Origin of the sequence: Rhodohalobacter sulfatireducens, assembly GCF_022012475.1 — a bacterium.
Taxonomy (GTDB): domain Bacteria; phylum Bacteroidota; class Rhodothermia; order Balneolales; family Balneolaceae; genus Rhodohalobacter; species Rhodohalobacter sulfatireducens.
In genome coordinates, this window is record NZ_JAKLWS010000001.1 from 349,625 (window position 1) to 370,827 (window position 21,203).

The window sequence follows — 21,203 nt, forward strand, 5'->3', positions numbered from 1 at the left end:
ACCCGGACGAATAGAGTAGCGATTTCGCCCGGGAAACAACTTACAAGAGGTTCAAGGATTTCTTGAATCGGTCTGCAACATTCTTAATTAATCTCTCTTTAAAGAAGTTTTTTACCGATAAGGATACTCTTCTTCCAGATCAAACTTCTCCTGAGCTTCTTCACGCGGGGTTCCAACCCAGTCGTCTTCCCAATAATAGGGTTGATCTTCCCAGGTAAATTCTCCGCCTGTAACACGTGGATCTCCGGTTTCTCTCAGGTATGAAAACAGTCGTTCATGGAGCTCTTGTTGTACATCCTGGTACTCGGGATCGTCCGCCACATTATTCATTTGATAAGGGTCGCGGTTCAGATCAAACAGCTCCATCTGCGGCCTCTTCATAAATGCATCTTCATACAACGGACCAACCTCGGGATCGTCCTTGTGCATCATCATGTACTCCTTGGTGGGACTTTCGTACTGAAGCATATGAGCATCGATATCCGCAAAAAGAGGTGGATCACCGGCCGGCCATCGGTCTGGTTCAAAGTTATAAATATAAAGGTAATCATGCGTTCGGATCGCCCGGCCCGGATAACCAGGCCCGCCCTGTCTTGCAATCGCATGACGTTCCCTGGCGATATACACCTCATCTCTTTCCTCAAGAACTTGTCCTTCCTCGCCGGATTCCAGAATTGGTAAGAGTGATTGCGCGGTAAACTCATCAGGCACTTCAACTCCGGCTAACTGGAGAATTGTGGGCGCAATATCATTCAAATTCACGAGATCGTCCACTTTTCTGTTTGATTCAAAATGCCCCGGCCAAGAGATAATCAACGGAATCTGCGTACCGAAATCGTAGAGGTTAGCAAGTCCGCGCGGCATCATCCAGCCATTATCGGCTGTAACCATGACAATGGTATTCTCCATTTGACCTGATTCTTCAAGCGCCGCAATAGCTGTAGCCACTTCTTCATCAAACTGCTGAATTTGATAGTAATAATCAGTCATATCCTCACGAACCTCGGGTACATCCGGCAGATAAGGAGGAACTTCAACCTCATCCAAATTCATACCGGATTCCACACCGGCATCGTAGGTAAACGGGCGATGAGGATTTCGTGAGGAGATCCAGAAACTCCAGGGAGCGTCGGACTCTTTCTGATCCAGGAATTCGCCAAAACTTTCAAATGTATATCCGGCCGGATTTCGATCTCGTCCGCCCGCTTCCCAGTTTCCGGGTCCCCATCCTTTTCCTGAATGGCCTACGGTATAGCCCGATTCTTCCAACAGATCTACATAGGTAGTTATGGTATCAGAAAGCGTGCTCCATAAATTGGCGCCCTGACCAATTCTCCAGATATCTTGTCCAGCCAACATGGCTCCGCGAGCCGGGGTGCACGAGGGAGATGCACAAAACGCGTTCATAAATTGGACACCATTTTCAGCAATTTTGTCAATATTTGGAGTTTGAACCACAGGATCACCATAGGTTCCCAGATGCTTGTAATAGTGATTGTCTGACATGATGAGCAGAATATTGGGGGGCTCCTCATTCGTAGTACTATCTTGCGATTGATTGCAAGAGGCAAACATTATAGAAATGGCGAGAACAAAAGTTATAAGAAAGATCCGATGTTGTTGATTGGCAGTTTGAAGTCCCATGATCCTAAAGATTGTTGAAAAGGTTTTCACTCATCTCATATATACAAAAGTGATCTGGGATTGCCAAGATTGGCAGGTATAAAAAAATCAGGCATATCATACCTGGCTTTCCGTGGAACTTCGGACGTATGTGATATCGGGGATCGCCGTCAGAATTTCTTATGACAACGAGTCGTTCTGAAAATGACTAAACCAATATCAATGTCTTTAGCAACCTCAACCTCCAGGTTGAATATTCATATCAACGCTTTTATCAGTTAGCAATAGAAGTGAGCATGATGAGGTCGCCACCAAACGAACTCTTCAAGGACCTTCGGACTCTTGAAGGTTCTTAACTGGTAAACGGGTTCATATCAATAAATTTTTATCAACGCAGTAGAAAAGTTGAAAAGATTGTCCACTCAAAATAGGGACCGGGCTCACCAATAATTTGGGGAACCCGGGTAGAAGAATTTATGAAGTGATAAATAAGCTGGCGATGTTTGTAACATCCTCCATTGTCAGGAATTCATCCCAGGCTTCAGTCACGCCGTCTGCACCAACATCTGTAACAGAGGTAACTTCAACTCCTAATTGTGATGTCTGGTCTTCGCCGGCATAAACTGCCTGCGTTGCTTCCGGCATGCCTGCTCCGCGTTCAGCCTGGGTAATCCATCCCTTCAAGCCTCGAAGTCGTCGTACTTCTGATGCGTGACGTGCTTCAACAGAATGAATAGCCAGGGCTGCAGTCAACACCTGTGGAACTCCCTGAACAGCCGGTGCCTGGCCTTTATAGGCACGAACCCCGGTGTCTTCAAAAGCCTGTGAAAGTGCCAGGAATTGGTCATACACGTTAAACGGATCAAATGCACTGCCTACAGTAAAATCAAAGGTGGGTTTTTCGATGGGTTCTCCACCAAGTGTTCCGATTGTATCAATTAGAAAATCAACATGCTGCTGTTCATGCTTACCAATTTGCATAAAGATATCAGCGTCTTTTCCGCTTGGAATTAAACCGGATTGGGCATTCCCCATCGCATAGAATTCATTTTCAAGATGCTCCAGAGTCAGTGCATAATTTAGTACGCCAATCAGTTCATCTGTGGATTGTGCTTTAGCCGGTGATGAAAAAGCAGAAATTGCTCCCAGGGGTAAAGCCGCGAGGGTAAGTTTCTTGCTGAAATCCGTCATTTTGCCTAATGCATCTTTTCTGCTTAAGAATTTGTCTTTCGCTTCTGAGTTGAACTCATCGTCGTTAAACTGATCTAAAAATTTAATCAAACTCATAATCTTGTCTCCTTAGGTCTTTAAATTTGTTTATTGAGGTTGGGGCATGTTACTTCCGTCGATCTGCTCGGTAATAAAGCTCTGAGCAATGGAAAGAACTTCGTTTGGCGTTCTTGTCATCTCAAGACCATTTCCGTCGATGATACCATCACCTGCGAACGAAGTATTGCTGCTGCCGATCAGGGATCGAATAGCGGCGGCGTGCCGTGCCTCTACAGATACAATTTTACCCGTTTCCACGAGGTAATCTTTGCTTTCAATCAGCTGACCTGCACCGTTGTATGCAGAGACTCCCAGATCTTCAAATGCCTGGGCTGTTGCCAGAACACTTGAACGATCAGAAAAATCAACTGAGCTGAAATCGGGAGTCAGGCCGGGAATAATTCCGTTTGGTGCAACACTGGAAATCGCGGCTTTGAACCAATCTCTGTGAGCCACTTCGTGATTTCGCAGATCTTCAAGGATTTGTCCTTCTTCAGAACTCATTCCGCTGTAAGCAGAGTCCAATACGGCGATGTAGAAAGCGGCTTCAAGCTGTTCAAGTGCGTACGCGTAATTCAATACGCCAAGATCTCCCGAGCCCAGATTCACCATCTGATTCTCATTCTCATCATCATCCATTCCCATTGGGTTATCATCACTGCAACCGGCCAGGCCAAAAGCAAAAACGGTAGCGGCAGACGTACCTGCGTAATTCAGGAATTTTTTTCTCGATAATCCCTTGCTCATCGTCTTATCCAAAAGGTTATTATTTTCGTCAGACATATTGTTTCCTCTGTTATTTCATTGTTTATGATTTGTGATTTTTTACTGTCTTCACTAATGGGTACGAAGTGAACAGAGAACCAGATTGGATTTGGACGAAATAAAATTAAGATCTCTTAACTTGTTCTTTTGTTTGAGGAGAATGGCGCAATTATCCCGCTTTTCAAACTTTATTATATTGACCTCAATCTTAAATATTTTCTTTCTTTATTAACGTTGGCTTCAGCCAACGGCTGGAGTTTGGCTTTTACTAGATAAAGATAGACAGCTTATAATAAAAATGTGGTTCATGATGGATTTGATAGGGTTTTTTACGATCTTATTATCTAGTTACATCACTAGATTATTAATTTTATCCAATACCTATGGGATATCCAACCAAAATGCAGCTCATTAATCGAAAAGCCAGTCAGCAGTGGTACGTAAACATGCCGGCTGCCGTTGCCGAGGCAATGGAGTTTCAAAAAGGTGAAGTTGTTGAGTGGATTGTTGACGACCAGCAGCACCTGGTGCTAAAGCGAGATTCAGATCTTGTCGCCTCGCTCAAAAAAAAACTCCCGAAGACTCGGTGAACGCACTCTTTGACAGACTCTGGGAGCAGGCCATGCCGAAAGCTATGCAGCCGCGAACCCGCCGGAGGGCACGCGATCTGGCCACCGGTCTTCTTAACTGCGCCGGCAAGCGCACCATTTCCGGGTTACTGTGTGGGGCCGGCCGGCAGTTTGCCGACTGGTCGGCCGCCTATCGGTTGTTCAGCCAGCAGCGGGTGGATCCGCAGCGTCTGCTGGACGTGAGCCTGCGCCAGACAATCGATATGCTCCCGGATGACGAGTTGATTGTTGCCCATCTTGATGACACGTTGATCCGAAAGACTGGCCGAAAAATACCGGGGACCAAGTGGCGACGGGATCCACTGGGTCCACCCTTTCATACCAATTTTATTTGGGGGCAGCGGTTCGTCCAGTTCTCGGTTGCGTGTCCGGACTCGGAGGGATCCTGTCGGGCACGGGCCATTCCCGTTACCTTTACCCATGCGCCCTCGCCGGTCAAACCCCGAAAGGAAGCGCCTGCCGGGCAATGGGAGGCCTATCACAGCAGCCTGACCGCAAGCAAAGTAACCCGTGTTGGACGAGAAGGTCTGACCCAGCTGCGTGATCGGGTAGATCAGGCGGGCGGAGCCGGACGCCATATGATCGTAAGCGTCGATGGAAGCTATACCAATAAGGAAATTGTGAAATACCTGCCCGAGCGCACAACCCTTGTGGGGCGCATTCGAAAGGATGCGAAGCTCTACCGGCCTGCAGACGGGCAACCGCCAACGGGCCGGCGGCGGGTCTATGGCGAGCGACTCCCCACTCCGGAGCAGCTCCGCCGCGATGAGGCGATTGCCTGGCAATCCGTGAAAGGGTTTGCCGCCGGTCGCGAGCATACCTTTGACGTGAAAATCATATCCCCTGTCAAGTGGCGCTCTGCCGGTGGCAATCAGACACTTCAACTGATTATTATCCGTCCACTTGGCTACCGGCTCAGTAACACCTCAAAGATTCTGTACCGCCAACCAGCCTATCTTATTTGTAACGATTTGGAGCATTCCATTGAGAGGATTCTGCAAGCCTATCTGTGGAGATGGGAAATTGAGGTAAACTTTCGTGAGCAAAAGACCCTGATGGGATGTGGACAGGCGCAGGTGCGTAATGAACGCTCGGCCGAGACTGTGCCGCAGTTTGTGACCGGTGTGTATAGTCTGCTGATGGTCGCAGCAGATCGGCTGCGCCGCCAGGGAGTCCTTACCCATCTGTGCAGGGCAAAGTGGTATCCACGTAAACATGGAGATCGCTGGACAACCGGGGATATTTGCAATCGATTCAGAGCAGAGGAGTACACCCGGTATCTTGGATGGAGTTTCTCCGACTTCGTGGCCAGAGACCATCAGAGGAGAACCGCTAAAAAACAGGCAAACCCGGCCATCTCGGCACTAATAAACATGAGATATTAGCCAAACTCCAGACGTTGGCTTCAGCCAACGGATGTGATACTCCACTCAAACTAGGGCTTTCGCCCAATTCAACATGTAGCTAAAGGCACTTTTATTCCTACGACTTCTCAACATATTTTTTTACTTATATACAAGAGCGGTCATGCCCCTAACCCCCTTCAAAGTGGACTTTATACTGCTCAAAATCATCCTGGGAAAAATTATCCACATTGATGTTGATAATACATCTGGATGTGCGTATTTTTGGAGACTCTGCAATATTTGAAATACTACTACTTAAATGTACCTGTGTAATGTTTGAAGATTTGTCTTCTAAAATAGAATCAGCTGTACAGTCCCTGAAAGGTCAGGCACGTATCACTGATGTAAACATCGCCGAGACCGTTCGGGAGATCAGAAGAGCTCTCCTCGATGCAGACGTAAACCTTGAAGTTGCCCGCCGGTTTACTGATGAAGTAAAAGAACGCGTAATGGGATCCGACGTTTTAAATAGCGTTAACCCCGGTCAGCAGTTTACAAAGATTGTTTACGATGAGATGGTGAAAATTCTTGGCGAAGAACGCTCGGATATCGCCGTGGCTCATCAACCACCAACTGTAATTTTGATTGCAGGATTACAGGGATCCGGAAAGACAACATTTTCAGCGAAATTAGCTCGCTACCTCAAGCAAGAGAATAACCGAAATCCAATTCTGGCTGCAGCAGACGTTTACCGGCCCGCAGCGATCGATCAGCTGAAAACACTGGCCGGAGAAATTGATGTGCCGGTCTATTCAATCGAACAGAAAGACGCCGTTCGTGTAGCAAAAGAAGCGGTATCGATGGCCAAAAGCCTGGCACTGGATACGGTAATCATTGACACCGCCGGCCGACTCCACGTTGATGAGAAGATGATGGACGAAGTAGCAGAGATTAAGAGCTCGGTTGAACCGGATGAGATTTTGTTCATCGTGGATGCCATGACCGGCCAGGATGCGGTTAATACAGCAAAAGCATTTAACGAAACCATCGATTTTGATGGGGTCGTGTTAACGAAGATGGATGGGGACACTCGTGGCGGTGCAGCTCTTTCTATCCGGTCGGTTGTTGAAAAACCGATCAAATTTATGAGTACCGGTGAGAAGCTCGATGCTCTTTCACCTTTTTATCCCGACCGCCTTGCTCAGCGAATTCTTGGAATGGGTGATGTTGTTTCCCTCGTGGAAAAAGCCCAGCAGGAGTACGACGAGAAGCAGGCCAAAAAACTGCAGGAAAAAATAACTTCCGACAAATTTGATCTTGTTGATTTTTACGATCAAATCCAGAAAATCAAAAAGATGGGAGATATTTCCGACTTGGTAGGAATGATTCCCGGAGCGGGAAAAGCTGTTGAAGATGCAGATTTAAGTGAAGACACATTCAAGCCCATTGAGGCGATCATCAATTCCATGACCCCGGAAGAGCGACATAACCCGGAGATTTTGAATGGAACGCGTCGCCGCCGAATTGCTAAAGGATCCGGTACAAGCGTTCGCGAGATCAATCAATTGATCAAGCAGTTTGACCAGATGAAGAAGATGATGAAGTCTATGAGCAAGATGGGCAAAATGGGCCAGGCCATGCAGGGGCTCAAAGATCTGCCATTCGGCAAATAAAAATTATTGATACTGTCATTCTGAATGACGAAATGAAAACAAATTTACCAACATAACAATACAGGAGTACATCATTGATTAAGTTACGTTTACAACGACGAGGAAGAAAAAAACGGCCGTATTACCATATCGTGGCAGCAGACAGCCGCTCTCCAAGAGACGGGCGGATTATTGAACGGCTCGGCCGATACGACAATGCAAGTGAAAATAAGGAGCTCACTTATGATGAAGAGCGAATTATTCACTGGTTAAAAATCGGTGCACAACCAAGCAATACCGTGCGAAATATTTTGAAACATGAAGGTATTATGTACAAAATGCACCTTATGCGCTGGGGCAAATCCGACGAAGAGATTGAGGAAGCTCTTACCGAGTGGAAAGAAGCCCGCGAAGCCAAGTCAGAAGACGATACCAGCCGTAAAGCTCAACAGAAAGAACTCCTCAAAGCCGAAGAGAAAGAGTATAAAAAACAGCTTGAAGAGAAAGCAGCCAAGGCAGCAGAAGAATTAGAGCGAAAGAAAAAACTGGAAGAAGCCAAAGCTAAGGACGAGGAGGAAGAAGACGAAGCTCCTAAGACTCCCGCCGGTGAAATTGAAGCTGCTTTAGAAAAGGCGGAAAAATCAGCTGAAGAAACCAAGAAGAAAGCTGAAGCAAAGTCCAAAGAAAAAGAAGCTGAAGAGGAAGCTGAGGAAGATGTGAAAGCCGATGCTGAGGAGAAAACAGAAGAAGAAGAAGAAACTCCTGCTGAAGCGGAAACCAAAGAGGAAGAACCTGAAGTAAAAGAAGAGGTTGAAGCGAAAGCTGATACCGAAGAAGCTGAGGAAGAGACTAAACCAGAAGCTGAAGATAAGAAACAGGAAGAAGCCGAATCTGATGAAGAGGATGAAGATGAGGACGAAGAAGAAGCCAAAGCTGAAACTGAGTCTGAAGAATCCGAAGAAGACGAAGAGGAAGAAAAGGCTGAAGCCGGAACTGTTTCTACCGATATGAATGCGAACGAGGCGATTGATCACATCAAAAATACTCCACTTGAGGAGTTAGAAGGTTTTGTACCTGAAGATGAAGATCGTGTAACTGTACAGCGCGCCTGGGAAAGCAAGCAGTCTGACTCTGAATAAATGTAAAAGGAACCGGTAATGGTACAATCCATAAGAAACCGGTTTGTTGAGATAGGCCGTATCGGCAGGCCTCGCGGACTGGAAGGTGTTGTCCGCTTTATGCCGAACCATAATTTTGCTGATGACCTTTTTGATCGGGCTGATCTGTTTTATATGAAAAACGAACGCACCGATCTGGTTCCTTCCCGGATTGAATCCGTACATGTTGAGACCAAACGAAATCAGCAAACGTTCTTTGTAAAATTTGATATGATTGCCAACCGCACGGATGCAGAGACGGCTCAGAATAAAGCTGTCTTTATTAAAGCAGACCTGTTTGATGAGGTAGTTGAACCTGAAGAAAATGATGAAGAATCGTTTTTTGGCTACATCATTAAATATGATGGCGAAGAATTCGGTAAAGTTCTGGATGTTTTGAAGAATCCGGCTCACCCGATCCTTGAAGTCAAGCACGGTTCGGGTACAATTTTAATCCCAATGGTTGATGAGTATATAGATGATACCGATCATGAAAATGGAATCATCTCTTGCATCAACCTCGATCAGTTAACGGAATCTTAAATCATGCTGAGAATTGACATCATTTCCGGTGTTCCCGATCTGCTGACAAGTCCGCTGGAGACCAGCATTGTTGGACGGGCACGGGATAAAAAGCTTGTAGAGATTCACGTTCATGATCTGCGGGATTACACAACCGACAAACACGGTAAGATTGATGATTACCCGTATGGCGGTGGTGCCGGCATGGTGATGACTGCCCAGCCTATTTTCGACTGTATCGAAAAACTGACAGGGCAACGCGAGTATGATGAGATCATTTTTACCGCACCCGATGGCGACACTTTTGAGCAACAAGATGCCAACGAGTTATCCATCAAACAAAACCTGATTTTTTTGTGCGGCCATTATAAAGGAATTGATCAACGGGTTCGGGATGAACTGATCACCAAAGAGTACTCCATTGGTGATTACGTACTTTCCGGCGGTGAACTTCCGGCGCTTGTTATGACAGATGCGATTGTCCGATTATTACCCGGTGTTTTGGGTGATGCGGAAAGCGCCCTGAATGATTCGTTCCAGGAAGATCTCTTAGAAGCTCCCGTTTATACACGACCGGCTGAATTCAGAGGTAAATCAGTTCCGGAGGTGTTGTTGTCCGGCGATCATAATAAAATTAAAGAATGGCGTTTTGAAACAGCTAAAAAACGTACCAAAGAAAAACGACCCGATTTATACAAAAAATTTAATAAGAAACATTAAAAGCCCACTAACGAGGAAATCAAAATGGATAAAATGAAATTAGTTGAACAGACCGTAATGCGAGACGATCTGCCGGAGTTTACAGCAGGCGATACAGTGAATGTGCATTATCGAGTCCGCGAGGGAGAGAAAGAACGTATTCAGCAGTATGAAGGTATTGTAATTAATGAACGTGGCGAAGGTGCCAACAAAACATTTATCGTTCGTAAGATCTCTTCGAACATTGGCGTTGAAAGAATCTTTCCGTTGTACTCGCCATTTATTGCAAAAATTGAGGTTAAGAAACGAGGTAAAGTTCGTCGTTCAAAACTCTTCTATCTTCGTGATCTGAAAGGGAAAGCCGCCCGGATACAGGAAAAAGATACCAGGGAAAAACAATAGACTGTTTGGTCCCTTATTGGAATCAGCTACAAACTTATAAAAACAGACGACGTTAAAGCATGAACCTCATTTTATTTGGGCCTCCCGGGGCAGGTAAAGGTACGCAAGCAGAGAAACTCGTAAACCACTTTGATCTTCCCCACCTATCAACCGGGAATATCTTTCGGGCAAACATCAAAAATGAAACACCGTTAGGAAAGAAAGTTAAGTCTATCCTGGATTCCGGTGAACTCGTTCCTGATGAAACCGTTGTTGAACTGGTAGCCGACGAACTGGACAATGAAAAGTATGATGAAGGTGTGATATTCGACGGATTTCCACGAACCGTTGGCCAGGCAGAAGCGCTGGATCAATACCTGGAAGAGAACGACAAAAAAGTGGATGCCTTCGTTACGCTTGATGTTCCGGAGGAGGAGCTCATCAACCGAATTCTGAGCCGGGACGAAGGACGCACAGACGATACTCCCGAGAAAGTAAAAACTCGCTTAGAAGTTTACCGAAATGAAACTGAACCCGTTTTAAACTATTACAAAAAACAAGGGTTGGTTGAAGAGATAAACGGAGTCGGTGACGTAGACGAGATTTTCGAGAGAATTAAGAAAGCTGTTTCTTAGGTAAATAGCGCGAGCGTCCCGCTCGTGCTTCGATTCAGAGGATGGCTATCTATATAATTGCGAAGTGACAGAGTCTCCCTTTGAGGGGAGACAGAGTTTTTCAACTGTTCTTGAAAAACTCAGAGGGGTGTGCTCAATATGTTGATCCCAAGGACATCCCCCGAGTTCATTCGCTAATCGCTCAAGTCACTTTTCCTTGATCCGAAGGTCCTCCTTCGGGTCATATGAATGAAGCTCTGCTTCCATTTTCCATTCCAAAGAATAATTACAGTATTGATCAATAGGTCATCCACCTTCGCCAAAAGAGAACCCCATAGTGAAAAGTAATCGAAGGCACAAGCGAGACGTTCGCGCCATCAATAGAAAAATTCAGAGGGCTGTGCTCAACTTGTGGATCACAAGGAGATTTCCCCTTCGAATAGGGGAGCTCTAATCTTCCAAAACCTCCAAGATCCCCGGCGTAACATCCAAAATACTCTCTGCATTTCTAAACGGCTTCGTGTTTCCCTTCACAAACAGTGGAACCGGGTTTCGGGTATGCGTTTTAATGGACAGATCTTCTAAATTTCCATGATCGCTTGAGAGAACAAGTGTATCATTCTCATCCAGATTTTCTATAATTTCTGTAATAAATCGATCCAAAACGCTTAAGAATCTATTCGCTATCTCAGGGTCTTGTTCGTGGCCGGCTTTGTCTGTGAGGTAGTATTCAAATAGAACAAGGTCATACTGACCCAGCGCTTTGAGCATTCTTACTGAAGCTTCTTCCGGTTCAATTTCCGGTACGTCTAATCGCAGTTTACTTCTCCAGGCTGATTGTATGATCTCGGCTGTGACAGCTCTTCCTTCTACCACATCTTCTAAACGATTTAGCTTTACTCCTGCAGATCGAGCCATGAGTGTGGTGCAACTCCAGCGGTTTCTCTTTTGTGATTTCTCAAAAAACAGGTCCGGATAGGCATTCAAAAAATGAGGTTTCAACCCCATCTCAATTACTTTATGAAACAGGCTTTTCTTTTTTAGCAATGGTTTAATTTCTGAATGAGGAAAAGGCCCAAAATGTCTTCCTACTACTTTAGAAGCATTCTCTCCTGTAAACAGAGAAGTCTGACCTGTTCCACTTTGTGGAAGTCCTTCTACCTCGAGATTAGCATCGATTTTTTTGAACAGGATGGACCCCACATCTCTCTCTTCACAACCATCATAAAGACCCGTTTCTCCGGTAAAATAGGAGAAGGATTTTAAATCGGAAGAAGCCAGTGGATTGAACTCTGTTTTTGGTCCGATTCCAACTCCATCAACAAAAAGAAAACAAACAGCCATTACTTCTCCAGGATCAAAGTAACCGGTCCACTGTTTGTGAACGTTACATCCATCATCGCTCCAAACTCACCTGATTCTATTTGTAACCCGCTGTCTCTTTTTAGTAGATCAATCATATAATCATAGAGCGGTTCCGCTTTATCCGGTTTGGCCGCTTCAATAAAGCTGGGTCGAGTTCCTTTATTAGCGTTTCCATAGAGAGTGAATTGTGAAACCACCAGAATTCCACCGTTTACATCCTCAGCAGATCGATTCATTTTTCCCTCATCATCCTCAAAAATTCGGAGGGTTGGAATCTTTCTGCAACACCAATCTACCTCTTTTTTTGTATCTGATTCGTGGATGCCAACAAGAATTAACAGTCCATTTTCAATACTTCCTGTCACCTTATTATTAATGGTTACGCTCGCGTTTTTTACTCTTTGCACTACAACTTTCATATGTGAGTAACTGTGTGGAAAACTTTGTATTTCTTGTTTAAAACAGAAATTTCTCAATTATGATCGAATCTATCCACATCAATCCACAATTAAAAACAGTTATCCACAGGGTTAAAGAATAACTTTTCGTGTTGAAAAGAGAATGTGTGTCAATAGGTGTGAAAAATATAAAATGTTGATTAGTCAAAACTCGACTTTATAAGTATCTGTTTTTTATGGAAAAATTATCCACATAATTATTCACATATCATTAAGATGATATAAATTCATCACAATAAAAAAGTTATACACTTCTCCACATCCCCTACTACAATACAACAAAATTCAAATTCTCATACTCTTAGTCTATACATGTGGATAACCTGATGAAAACTTCTCACTATAGATCTACGTAGATCAAAATAAAGAACATCTCTTTACCGGGTCAGAAATCATCATATGTAAGAACAGAGATCAATTTGACAGGGTTTCTCATCATTTTATTTGTAATTCTTTATTTTTTTTGATCAATTTTTAAAAAAACTCACCGGCCAAGAAATCATAGATGAGGATCCTTCAATTTATCATATGAGTTCGGTACTAATTGGAAGAGATTTTACCGATATTTCGTCTTCGCTTCACTCAATATGACGTCAGTTCGAGCCTGCCTTTGTCGGCAGACAGGCGTAACGAAGTGGAGTCGAGAACAATTCAATGGAAACCCAACGAACCAAATAATTTCGTGTCAGACAAAAAATTTACATACAAAGACTCAGGAGTTGATATTCAAGCCGGCGAAGACCTGGTGAATTCCATCAAAGATATAGTAAAGGAAACCCACAATACCAATGTGGTAAGTAATATCGGTGGGTTTGGCGGACTCTTTTCTGCTGACTTTGGATCGATGAAAAATCCCATTCTTGTAAGCAGTGTGGATGGCGTTGGAACCAAACTGATTGTAGCATTCAAATCTGAAAAGTACGATACAGTTGGCCAGGATCTGGTAAATCATTGTGTGAATGATATTGCCGTTTGCGGAGCCACTCCCCTTTTCTTTCTCGATTATTTTTCAACCGGAAAACTGGAACAAAAAGTTGGTTTTGATGTAGTCAGCGGTTTTGCCAAAGCATGCAAAGAAAACGGTGTGGCACTGATCGGAGGAGAAACTGCCGAAATGCCGGATATATACGACAAAGGAGAATTTGACCTGGCCGGTACCATCGTTGGAGTGGTAGACCGAGATCAATTGATCACCGGTGAGAAAATTCAAAAAGGTGATCTGCTAATTGGATTCAAAAGTTCAGGCCTCCATACCAATGGATATTCTTTAGCTCGGAAAGTTTTGTTTAGTGAGTATGATGTAAATGATCAGCCGGAGGAATTAGATCGAACGGTTGGTAATGAACTGCTCCAGGTTCATAAATCTTATCTCAACGTTATTTCGGAACTAAAAGAGGTAGATGGAGTTCATGGATTTTCCCACATCACCGGCGGTGGAATTGTAGGGAATACCAAGCGAATTCTTCCGGATGGCCTAAAACTGGATCTGGATTGGAAGAGCTGGAAACGACCCGCCATATTCGATCTGATCCAAAAAACAGGAAATGTACCGGAAGACGATATGCGTGCAACTTTTAATCTTGGGATCGGTTTGATTACGGTGATTTCACCATCTAAAGTTGATGAAGTTGAAAAAATGTGCAGTGAATTGGGTGAAGAGATCTATAAGATTGGCTCTGTCACATAATCAAAAAAGAAAACGGTTGTCAAAACATAAAAATAGAATAGATTTATGATCAGCCGTTTTCGTGCATTTGTCAGGAGGCATCAAAAATATCTTCCTGTACTCTTCTTTATTGGCGGTTTCATCTGGGATTCGCTCACTCTCGGCCGCATCGATCGACTTTACGACCGTACTATTCTTTCCACGTACATGATTTTGCTGAGCGTGGCCCTTTACATGTTCAATGTGGCGGATGACGGGAAATGGAAAGACACATTCTTTGAAAAGTATGAGGAGTATCTCCCCCTGGCGATCCAGTTTTTTCTCGGAGCTCTGTGCAGTGCGTTTGTTATCTATTTTTCGAGAAGTGTTTCTTTTTCCAAGACTCTCTCCTTTTTCGTAATTCTTGTAATTCTACTCTTTGCGAATGAATTTTTGAAGCAAAAGATCTCAAATAAATACCTGCAGTTCAGTGCATACTTTTTTGTGAATTTTACCTTTTGCACATTTTTCATTCCTGTACTAATAGCACAGATGAGTACAACCATCTTTATCATCTCCGGGTTGATTAGCCTGGGAACCACAATGGCGCTGATCATCTATATCTACGCGGTGAGTCCATCAACAAGGGCAGAAATTCATGAGGGGAAAACGCTTGGATTGGTTGTTGGGATTTATTTGATGATTAATACATTTTACTATTTCAATTTAATCCCGCCGGTACCACTGGCACTTGAAAGCGGGATGGTAGCTCATGATGTTGAAAAGACAAATGGCAACTATGTTGTGACCTATCAAAAAAATGTATGGTATAAATTTTGGAGAGAAAACAGACTAACTTACATCCAGCAGCCGGGGACGAATGTGTATCTTTTTACATCCATTTTTGCCCCAACTGATCTTCAAAAAGAGGTCTCTCACCGATGGAAATGGAAAAATCCTGAGACAGGAGAATGGCAGATTGCTGATAATATAGGGTACGAAATTACTGGCGGTCGTGATAAGGGATATCGAGGATTTACCTATAAGAGAAATATCAAAGAGGGAATTTGGGAGGTCGATGTTATTACCGAAGAGGGGCTTGTTTTGGGAATTATAGATTTTGAAATAGAGATCGATTCAACTATTCAGAACGTAGAGCTGGAAACGCAGATATTTTAAACGAATTCTATTGGATTACCTGATCTCTTTTTAAAAAAGCACATCCAACTGAAAGTAGGTGTCAGTAAAGTCTAAGAATAGTTTAGCCGATATTGCGAAAAAAATGTATCAAACAGAGTGATGGTGCCTTGATTTTTTTGAACGATTGATCGATGAAGTGCTTTTTGTTTTGATCAACTACTAGTAATATAAAGAGTTGAGGGTATTCACTCCAAATGAAATTTATATTGTTTGATTATCAGTAATTGAAAGTATATCAATGTTATTTTTTATATAAGTAATAGTAACTAATATTTATTAATACTGTTCATTTTTTAGAAAAAAATGCATTGAAATCGTTCCTATTTAGGGATGACCCGCATCAAACAAAGAGCTATAGTTTTTTATACTTAAAAACGTCCTCCAACGGACGATCAAACACATCAGCAATTTTAAAAGCCAGTTCCAGGGACGGCGAATATTTAGCCGCCTCAAGCGCATTGATGGTTTGACGGGTTACGCCGACTTTATCAGCAAGTTCTTGCTGTGTCATCTCACCATGATGAAATCTCAGTACTCGGATATTATTTATGATTTGTCCCTCTTTCATCAGATAAAATCTTTTCGATAGTGATAGATCATAATCCCTCTACGGATCAGTGATGAAGTGAAAAGTGCGATAATCAGTACATGAAAGAGAGTTTTTTTCTTCCCAAGCGTCCCATAGATTTCATTAACGGATCCAAAAATACCGGAAAGGAAAAGTTGCACGAGAACGACCACAATCACAGCGACGATAAAATTGTATGCAAACTTATTGCCGATCGCTTCTATTCTAAAATCCCGTTCATCCTGCTGAACCTTTTTCTTTTCCCAGATGATCTCTACCACGATTTCAATTCCAACCGCAATCCAAAAGATGTTGAAGAAGAACTGGAACAGATCATCCGAAACATCCGGCAAGAATGCAGGCCAGCCGAGCACAAGTGTTACATAAAAAATGATTGCCGAAAGTGAAGTGGCCAAAGAGGTCCACGATAAAATTTCTTGTTTTGACATAATGCATCAACTTTTTGTGAATGTATATTATTTTTTACGTGATGTAAAAAAAATGTTACATCATGTATGAAAAATTATACTAAATAAAGTTTGATAGATCTAAAAAGAGTGGCATAGAACCGTTATTATCCAGTATGGACAAAGGTAAAATCAGAAACCTGTTGAGGCAGAAAAATCTTGTTTATGGTTCAGAAATAACATTTAAGCACCTCAAAGGTGGTGTTTCTTCTGATATATTTCTTGTTTCAGATGGGGTGAATTCGGTTGTAGTAAAACAAGCACTTCCAAAACTGAATGTAGAAGATGACTGGTATGCGGATATCTCGCGGAATGAGAATGAGCAAAAATTTTTACAGTTTTTGAACACGATAAAAACGGAGGCCACTCCAGAACTTCTCTATAGTAATTCAGAGCATTCCTTTTTTGTGATGGAGTTTTTGGATGAGGAGTTTCAGAATTGGAAAAAGCAGATGTTAAACGGAGTCTTTAATTCGCAGATTGCAGAAAAGTCAGCCGAATTGTTGGCAACGATTCATCAAAAATCTTGGGACAATGAGCATTTAAAAAAGAAGTTTAACAAAGCGGATAACTTTTACGAGCTCCGAACTGAGCCCTACCTGGTTACAACCGGCGAGAGACATCCTGAACTTAAATATCTCTTTATTGATGAGGTAAAGCGTTTAAAATCCCACCGTGAAGCGATTGTACATGGAGATTTTAGTCCGAAAAACATCATGATCAAAAATGATCGAGTGGTTCTCCTGGATCATGAAGTTGCCTGGTTTGGTGATCCCGCATTCGATCTCGCTTTTTTACTGAATCATCTCTATTTGAAAATGCTGAATCACTTCAAAAAAACAGGCAAATTTGAGGACCTGACAAAAATAGCATGGGCTACTTATTTTGAGAGCATGGGATCGGAAATAGAGGAACAGATGGAATTGCGGACGATCCGTTTACTTTTGATGATGATGCTTGCAAGAATCGACGGTAAATCCCCGGTTGAGTATTTAGAGACCGACCAGCAGGAATTTGTGAGATCTTTTGTGATGGCAAATTTACCGGCAGGAATATATTCACATGCAGAGATCAATCAAAAATGGAAATATGAACTTAAACGAACATTCGGTGAGGATTAAAAATATTGATGCCATCCAGGTTTTTGATTCGAGAGGTAATCCTACGCTGGAGGCATTCGTGGAATTGGAAAATGGAACTACAGGATCAGCAATTGTTCCATCGGGTGCATCCACAGGTCAGTTTGAAGCGCATGAATTGAGGGATGGAGATAAAGAAAAGTTTCTGGGAAAATCCGTCTATAGAGCCATTGAAAATGTGAAGGGTGAAATCCGGGTTGAGCTGGTCGGAAAAGATGTTCATCAACAAGAAGAGATGGACCAGTTAATGATTGAACTCGACGGCACCAAAAACAAGAGTCGACTTGGAGCAAACGCCATACTCGGAGTTTCAATGGCCATTTCTCGAGCTTTATCCAATGCGCAAGGAAAATCTCTCTTTCAAACTCTGACAGACGGTGGCGGAACACTTCTTCCCCTACCGGAAATTCAAATTATGGGGGGTGGTGCTCATGCAGAAGGCAGTATCGACATACAGGATTTTATGATTATTTGCACCGGTGCTGAGTCCTATCTACAGTGCCTGGAGATGACATTTAATGTATTTCATCATTGTGGTCGGCTTTTAAAAAAGAAAGGTAAGCTGGCCGGTGTGGCAGATGAAGGTGGTTATTGGCCGATTTTCGATTCAAATGAGGAATTGTTTGAAATTCTCTTAGAATCAATTGAAGGAGCAGGCTATTCACTCGGCGAAGATGTTCAACTCTCACTCGATATTGCCGCATCAGAATTTTATGATAATGGACGATATCATCTCAACCTCGACAACAGATCCCTCACGGGTGATCAATTTTACAAGGTGATCTCCGGCTGGTGTAAACAGTATCCAATCATATCTATTGAAGATCCATTCGCCGAAACAGACACTCTGAATTGGAAGAGATTTACCAAAGAGTTTGGGAATAAAATCCAGATCATTGGGGATGATCTATTCACGACAGACATCAAACGGGTAAAAGAGGGGAAAGAGGACAAACTGGCAAACAGTGTACTCATCAAACTAAACCAAATTGGAACGGTTACAGAGACGATTGAATGTATCAAACAAACACAGGAGTTTGGATGGACGCCAGTTATTTCGGCACGGTCGGGGGAGACGGAAGATCCATTTATCTCTCATCTTGCTGTAGCAACTAATGCAGGTCAGTTGAAAGTAGGCTCATTTTCAAGATCAGAACGGATGGTAAAATGGAACGAAATTCTGCGAATAGAGAGAGAGCTTCAGGAAAAAGCAGAGTTCATAGGCGAAAAGATTTTTTCATTCGCCATGTGAAATAAAAAAGGGAGAAGAATAATCCCCTCCCCTTTCAGATATCTTACGGCTCAAGGAACGTAACTTCGCCTGTATCCAAGTCATAAAAAGCACCCATAATTACCACGTCTCCGTTGCGTTCCAAATCAGCAATAATGGAACTTCTTTCTCTCATCTCGCTGATGGTATGCACGACGTTGTTATTCACAACTTCGGTGACGTATTCATTGTTACTGCTGGCTTGTTCGCCATCGAAGTTTTCAGTCATATCAATTGCTGGCTCAATCTTATCGAGCATTGCGGTGATGTTCCCCATCTCAACACCATCAATAGCTGATTTAACAGCCCCACAACTTTCATGGCCCATTACGATGACTACTTTTGAACCGGCAGCTGCAGTGGCAAATTCTGCGCTTCCAAGAATATCTTCGTTCACAAAATTACCGGCCACACGAGCAACAAATATATCACCAACGCCCATGTCAAAGACTGTCTCCACAGGAACGCGGCTATCCACACAAGAGATGACGATTGCACTTGGATATTGTCCACCTGCTGTAGCCTGAACCTGTGCCTGGTAGTCTCTTGGTGTTAAGTTATTGTTGACGTATCGCTCGTTTCCATCCTTCATCTGTTGAATGATTTCATCCGGGGTAAGTTCGGCTTGATCATCTGCAGTAAGGACATCTGATGATAATTCAACAGTTTCAGTATCACTCTGCATGTTGCTTTGGGAACACGCTGTTAGAGGAAGCATTGCAATGGCAAGAATTAGAAAAATATTTTGATATTTCATTGTATACATGATCTTTAGTTAAAAGTGAATTTGAATTACATAGCCACTCCCGTTTTTAGAAGCCTGAAATTTGGATCTCCCTTTTGATATAGTTTATTCGGGATAATCCGGCTTTTATTCTTTTTTTGGGTATAAGAATTTGAATGGCTAAAAAAGAACTATATGAGATAGTCCGGCGGTGGAGTTGATATCTGAGGATATATCAGATCCTCAAAGATCATGCATGTACTTATAATTTGTAAACTTTCAGAAATAAAGAAAGGCTTGGAAAAATCGTGGGTAATGTCATCTTCTGTTCCATGCTCCTCTACTGCATCCGGAAAAGGAACAGATGTTTGTGTTGATATAGGAGAAGCAGGCGATGCAGGAATCAGCCAGTCATACTGATGCATAAGTGTAAAAACAGCAAAAAGCATCATCACACCAGCAATCCCGATAATATGTAACTTCGTTAAATTCATGAATCTTCTTGTCTGGTAAGAACTTCTCTGAATTGTTCTCCGTTCCTGCTACTCAAAATTATTGAGTCGAAAATTACGAAATCTGAAAATTTCATCTAAATCTGTTTCAGCGGTTTTGTGATTTAAAATTCGGTGTTCCATAAACTTTATTCATTCCGGTTTCGAAACTGTTGGATAATCGGCCTCAATATCTGGTCCAATCCGTTTGTCTTGATCTCATACATTGTAGCGAGATACTGACCAAGCTGACCTTTTGGAAATCCCTTTCGGTTGAACCACTCTAAATAGTGTACCGGCAACTGAGTAATATACCGTCCCTTATATTGACCGAATGGCATTCGGGCTCGAACAAGTTTGATGAGAAAATCAGATTTCATAAAAGAAACATACCTATTCCTAAAAACCGGATAAAGTAGTAATTTTGGATTCTAATCTTTAAAAAAAGCGGATTGCTTCCCTTCCGCACAAACTAATTTATTTACAAAAAGAGATGGAGATCGAAGATGCAACATATTCAGAAGAGCAGTGGATTCAGTGGATGGATGAACTGGCATTTAATGACTATGTAATCGCTGACGATTTTATCAGTGAGGAGATGTTCAGGTCCATCATGAGTTTTTTTCATGAGAAAGAGCATGGAAATCTGCTAAAAAGGGCCGGGATTGGTTCATCGGGAGAATTCCAGCTAAATGATTCTATTCGTGGAGACTTTATTCACTGACTGGACAGAGAGCGTGATTCAGAATTGGAACCGTTCTTTGGGTTGATGGATGAGTTGATTGAATCGCTGAGAAGACACTGCTTTATGAGTTTGTCGGGATCGGAATTTCATATCGCAAAATACCCGGCAGGTTCACATTATGATCGGCATTTGGATCAGTTTAATGAACGATCCAATCGCCAAATTACCGTTCTGATCTATCTCAACCAAAACTGGAAAAAAGGTGATGGCGGCGAACTGAAAATATATAAAGATGACAAACAGATTTTAGTTGAACCGATTGCAAAACGACTTCTTCTTTTCAAAAGTGATGTTGTTGAACACGAAGTTTTGACCACAAAGGTCCCAAGATATTCGCTTACGGGTTGGCTTCTTCATCAACCCGCAACTGTTGGATACTTGTTCCGATGATCATGATTGAGACAAAAACGGATCCATTGTTTTGATTTTAGACAATCGTCTAAGTAGATTGCTTTAAATTGATGTCATTAAATC

Annotated in this window: 23 protein-coding genes and 1 pseudogene; 14 read left to right on the forward strand and 10 right to left on the reverse strand. The window is 42.8% G+C overall.

Annotation, left to right across the window (positions count from 1 at the left end):
- Positions 1–111 precede the first annotated feature (111 nt).
- The 3 genes from L6773_RS01485 to L6773_RS01495 form a co-directional block, all read right to left on the reverse strand.
- Positions 112–1,644 (reverse strand): sulfatase family protein, encoded by a 1,533-nt coding sequence (locus L6773_RS01485; RefSeq protein ID WP_237852065.1) that lies wholly within the window; start codon positions 1,642–1,644, stop codon positions 112–114.
- A gap of 453 nt (positions 1,645–2,097) precedes the next feature.
- The gene (locus tag L6773_RS01490) at positions 2,098–2,910 is read right to left on the reverse strand and encodes a ferritin-like domain-containing protein (RefSeq protein WP_237852066.1); all 813 of its coding nucleotides are present in this window, start codon (positions 2,908–2,910) and stop codon (positions 2,098–2,100) included.
- A gap of 30 nt (positions 2,911–2,940) precedes the next feature.
- Positions 2,941–3,675, reverse strand: a complete 735-nt coding sequence (locus L6773_RS01495; RefSeq protein WP_237852067.1) for a ferritin-like domain-containing protein — start codon at positions 3,673–3,675, stop codon at positions 2,941–2,943.
- Between the two features lie 365 nt (positions 3,676–4,040).
- Here L6773_RS01495 and L6773_RS01500 point away from each other — a divergent pair, with 365 nt between their 5' ends.
- From L6773_RS01500 to L6773_RS01535, 8 genes and pseudogenes are all read left to right on the forward strand, one after another.
- Positions 4,041–4,247, forward strand: a complete 207-nt coding sequence (locus L6773_RS01500; protein ID WP_237852068.1) for a hypothetical protein — start codon at positions 4,041–4,043, stop codon at positions 4,245–4,247.
- On the forward strand, positions 4,244–5,671 hold the full coding sequence (locus L6773_RS01505; protein WP_237852069.1) for an IS701 family transposase: 1,428 nt from the start codon (positions 4,244–4,246) through the stop codon (positions 5,669–5,671). Before L6773_RS01500 ends, L6773_RS01505 begins: the two co-directional genes overlap by 4 nt.
- A gap of 293 nt (positions 5,672–5,964) precedes the next feature.
- On the forward strand, positions 5,965–7,305 hold the full coding sequence (gene ffh / locus L6773_RS01510) for a signal recognition particle protein (protein ID WP_369431060.1): 1,341 nt from the start codon (positions 5,965–5,967) through the stop codon (positions 7,303–7,305).
- Positions 7,306–7,379: 74 nt separating this feature from the next.
- Positions 7,380–7,604 (forward strand): annotated as a pseudogene (rpsP, locus tag L6773_RS21920) (30S ribosomal protein S16); the annotation flags it as partial.
- An 837-nt stretch (positions 7,605–8,441) separates the two neighbouring features.
- A complete protein-coding gene (gene rimM / locus L6773_RS01520) occupies positions 8,442–8,984 on the forward strand; it encodes a ribosome maturation factor RimM (protein WP_237852071.1) in 543 nt (180 codons plus the stop codon).
- A gap of 6 nt (positions 8,985–8,990) precedes the next feature.
- Positions 8,991–9,683: a tRNA (guanosine(37)-N1)-methyltransferase TrmD gene (gene trmD, locus L6773_RS01525; protein WP_369431062.1), complete on the forward strand. Its 693-nt coding sequence runs from the start codon at positions 8,991–8,993 to the stop codon at positions 9,681–9,683.
- Between the two features lie 24 nt (positions 9,684–9,707).
- Positions 9,708–10,064 (forward strand): 50S ribosomal protein L19, encoded by a 357-nt coding sequence (gene rplS / locus L6773_RS01530; protein WP_237852073.1) that lies wholly within the window; start codon positions 9,708–9,710, stop codon positions 10,062–10,064.
- Between the two features lie 59 nt (positions 10,065–10,123).
- Positions 10,124–10,678 carry an adenylate kinase gene (locus L6773_RS01535; protein ID WP_237852074.1) on the forward strand — a complete coding sequence of 185 codons (555 nt, stop codon included), beginning with the start codon at positions 10,124–10,126 and terminating at the stop codon, positions 10,676–10,678.
- A 429-nt stretch (positions 10,679–11,107) separates the two neighbouring features.
- Here the strand turns inward: L6773_RS01535 and L6773_RS01540 are convergent, their stop codons facing one another.
- Together L6773_RS01540 and dtd are read right to left on the reverse strand one after the other, a co-directional pair.
- Positions 11,108–12,001, reverse strand: coding sequence for an alkaline phosphatase family protein (locus L6773_RS01540; RefSeq protein WP_237852075.1), 894 nt, complete (start codon positions 11,999–12,001; stop codon positions 11,108–11,110).
- Positions 12,001–12,441: a D-aminoacyl-tRNA deacylase gene (dtd, locus tag L6773_RS01545; protein WP_237852076.1), complete on the reverse strand. Its 441-nt coding sequence runs from the start codon at positions 12,439–12,441 to the stop codon at positions 12,001–12,003. The genes L6773_RS01540 and dtd overlap by 1 nt, the downstream gene beginning before the upstream one ends.
- Before the next feature lie 721 nt (positions 12,442–13,162).
- On the opposite strand from dtd, the gene purM reads away from it, so the two are divergent.
- A complete protein-coding gene (purM, locus tag L6773_RS01550) occupies positions 13,163–14,167 on the forward strand; it encodes a phosphoribosylformylglycinamidine cyclo-ligase (RefSeq protein ID WP_237852077.1) in 1,005 nt (334 codons plus the stop codon).
- A gap of 45 nt (positions 14,168–14,212) precedes the next feature.
- Positions 14,213–15,304 (forward strand): DUF2914 domain-containing protein, encoded by a 1,092-nt coding sequence (locus L6773_RS01555; RefSeq protein ID WP_237852078.1) that lies wholly within the window; start codon positions 14,213–14,215, stop codon positions 15,302–15,304.
- Positions 15,305–15,677: 373 nt separating this feature from the next.
- On the opposite strand, the gene L6773_RS01560 is transcribed toward L6773_RS01555, so the two are convergent.
- Together L6773_RS01560 and L6773_RS01565 are read right to left on the reverse strand one after the other, a co-directional pair.
- Complete coding sequence (locus tag L6773_RS01560; protein WP_255727675.1) at positions 15,678–15,893, reverse strand: helix-turn-helix transcriptional regulator; 216 nt, start codon at positions 15,891–15,893, stop codon at positions 15,678–15,680.
- Positions 15,893–16,342 carry a hypothetical protein gene (locus L6773_RS01565; RefSeq protein ID WP_237852079.1) on the reverse strand — a complete coding sequence of 150 codons (450 nt, stop codon included), beginning with the start codon at positions 16,340–16,342 and terminating at the stop codon, positions 15,893–15,895. Before L6773_RS01565 ends, L6773_RS01560 begins: the two co-directional genes overlap by 1 nt.
- 134 nt (positions 16,343–16,476) lie before the next feature.
- Between L6773_RS01565 and L6773_RS01570 the strand changes: the two genes are divergently transcribed.
- Both L6773_RS01570 and eno read left to right on the forward strand, forming a co-directional pair.
- Entirely contained in the window at positions 16,477–17,481 is a 1,005-nt protein-coding gene (locus L6773_RS01570) for a phosphotransferase family protein (protein WP_237852080.1), read from the forward strand.
- Positions 17,450–18,751 (forward strand): phosphopyruvate hydratase, encoded by a 1,302-nt coding sequence (gene eno / locus L6773_RS01575; protein ID WP_237852081.1) that lies wholly within the window; start codon positions 17,450–17,452, stop codon positions 18,749–18,751. Before L6773_RS01570 ends, eno begins: the two co-directional genes overlap by 32 nt.
- Positions 18,752–18,794: 43 nt before the next feature.
- Here the strand turns inward: eno and L6773_RS01580 are convergent, their stop codons facing one another.
- From L6773_RS01580 to L6773_RS01590, 3 genes are all read right to left on the reverse strand, one after another.
- On the reverse strand, positions 18,795–19,535 hold the full coding sequence (locus L6773_RS01580; protein ID WP_237852082.1) for a carbonic anhydrase family protein: 741 nt from the start codon (positions 19,533–19,535) through the stop codon (positions 18,795–18,797).
- Positions 19,536–19,684: 149 nt separating this feature from the next.
- A complete protein-coding gene (locus L6773_RS01585; RefSeq protein WP_237852083.1) occupies positions 19,685–19,987 on the reverse strand; it encodes a hypothetical protein in 303 nt (100 codons plus the stop codon).
- A 146-nt stretch (positions 19,988–20,133) separates the two neighbouring features.
- Complete coding sequence (locus L6773_RS01590; protein ID WP_237852084.1) at positions 20,134–20,364, reverse strand: DUF3820 family protein; 231 nt, start codon at positions 20,362–20,364, stop codon at positions 20,134–20,136.
- A gap of 113 nt (positions 20,365–20,477) precedes the next feature.
- On the opposite strand from L6773_RS01590, the gene L6773_RS01595 reads away from it, so the two are divergent.
- The gene (locus tag L6773_RS01595) at positions 20,478–20,708 is read left to right on the forward strand and encodes a 2OG-Fe(II) oxygenase (RefSeq protein ID WP_237852085.1); all 231 of its coding nucleotides are present in this window, start codon (positions 20,478–20,480) and stop codon (positions 20,706–20,708) included.
- A gap of 45 nt (positions 20,709–20,753) precedes the next feature.
- The gene (locus L6773_RS01600) at positions 20,754–21,119 is read left to right on the forward strand and encodes a 2OG-Fe(II) oxygenase (protein ID WP_237852086.1); all 366 of its coding nucleotides are present in this window, start codon (positions 20,754–20,756) and stop codon (positions 21,117–21,119) included.
- Positions 21,120–21,203 lie beyond the last annotated feature (84 nt).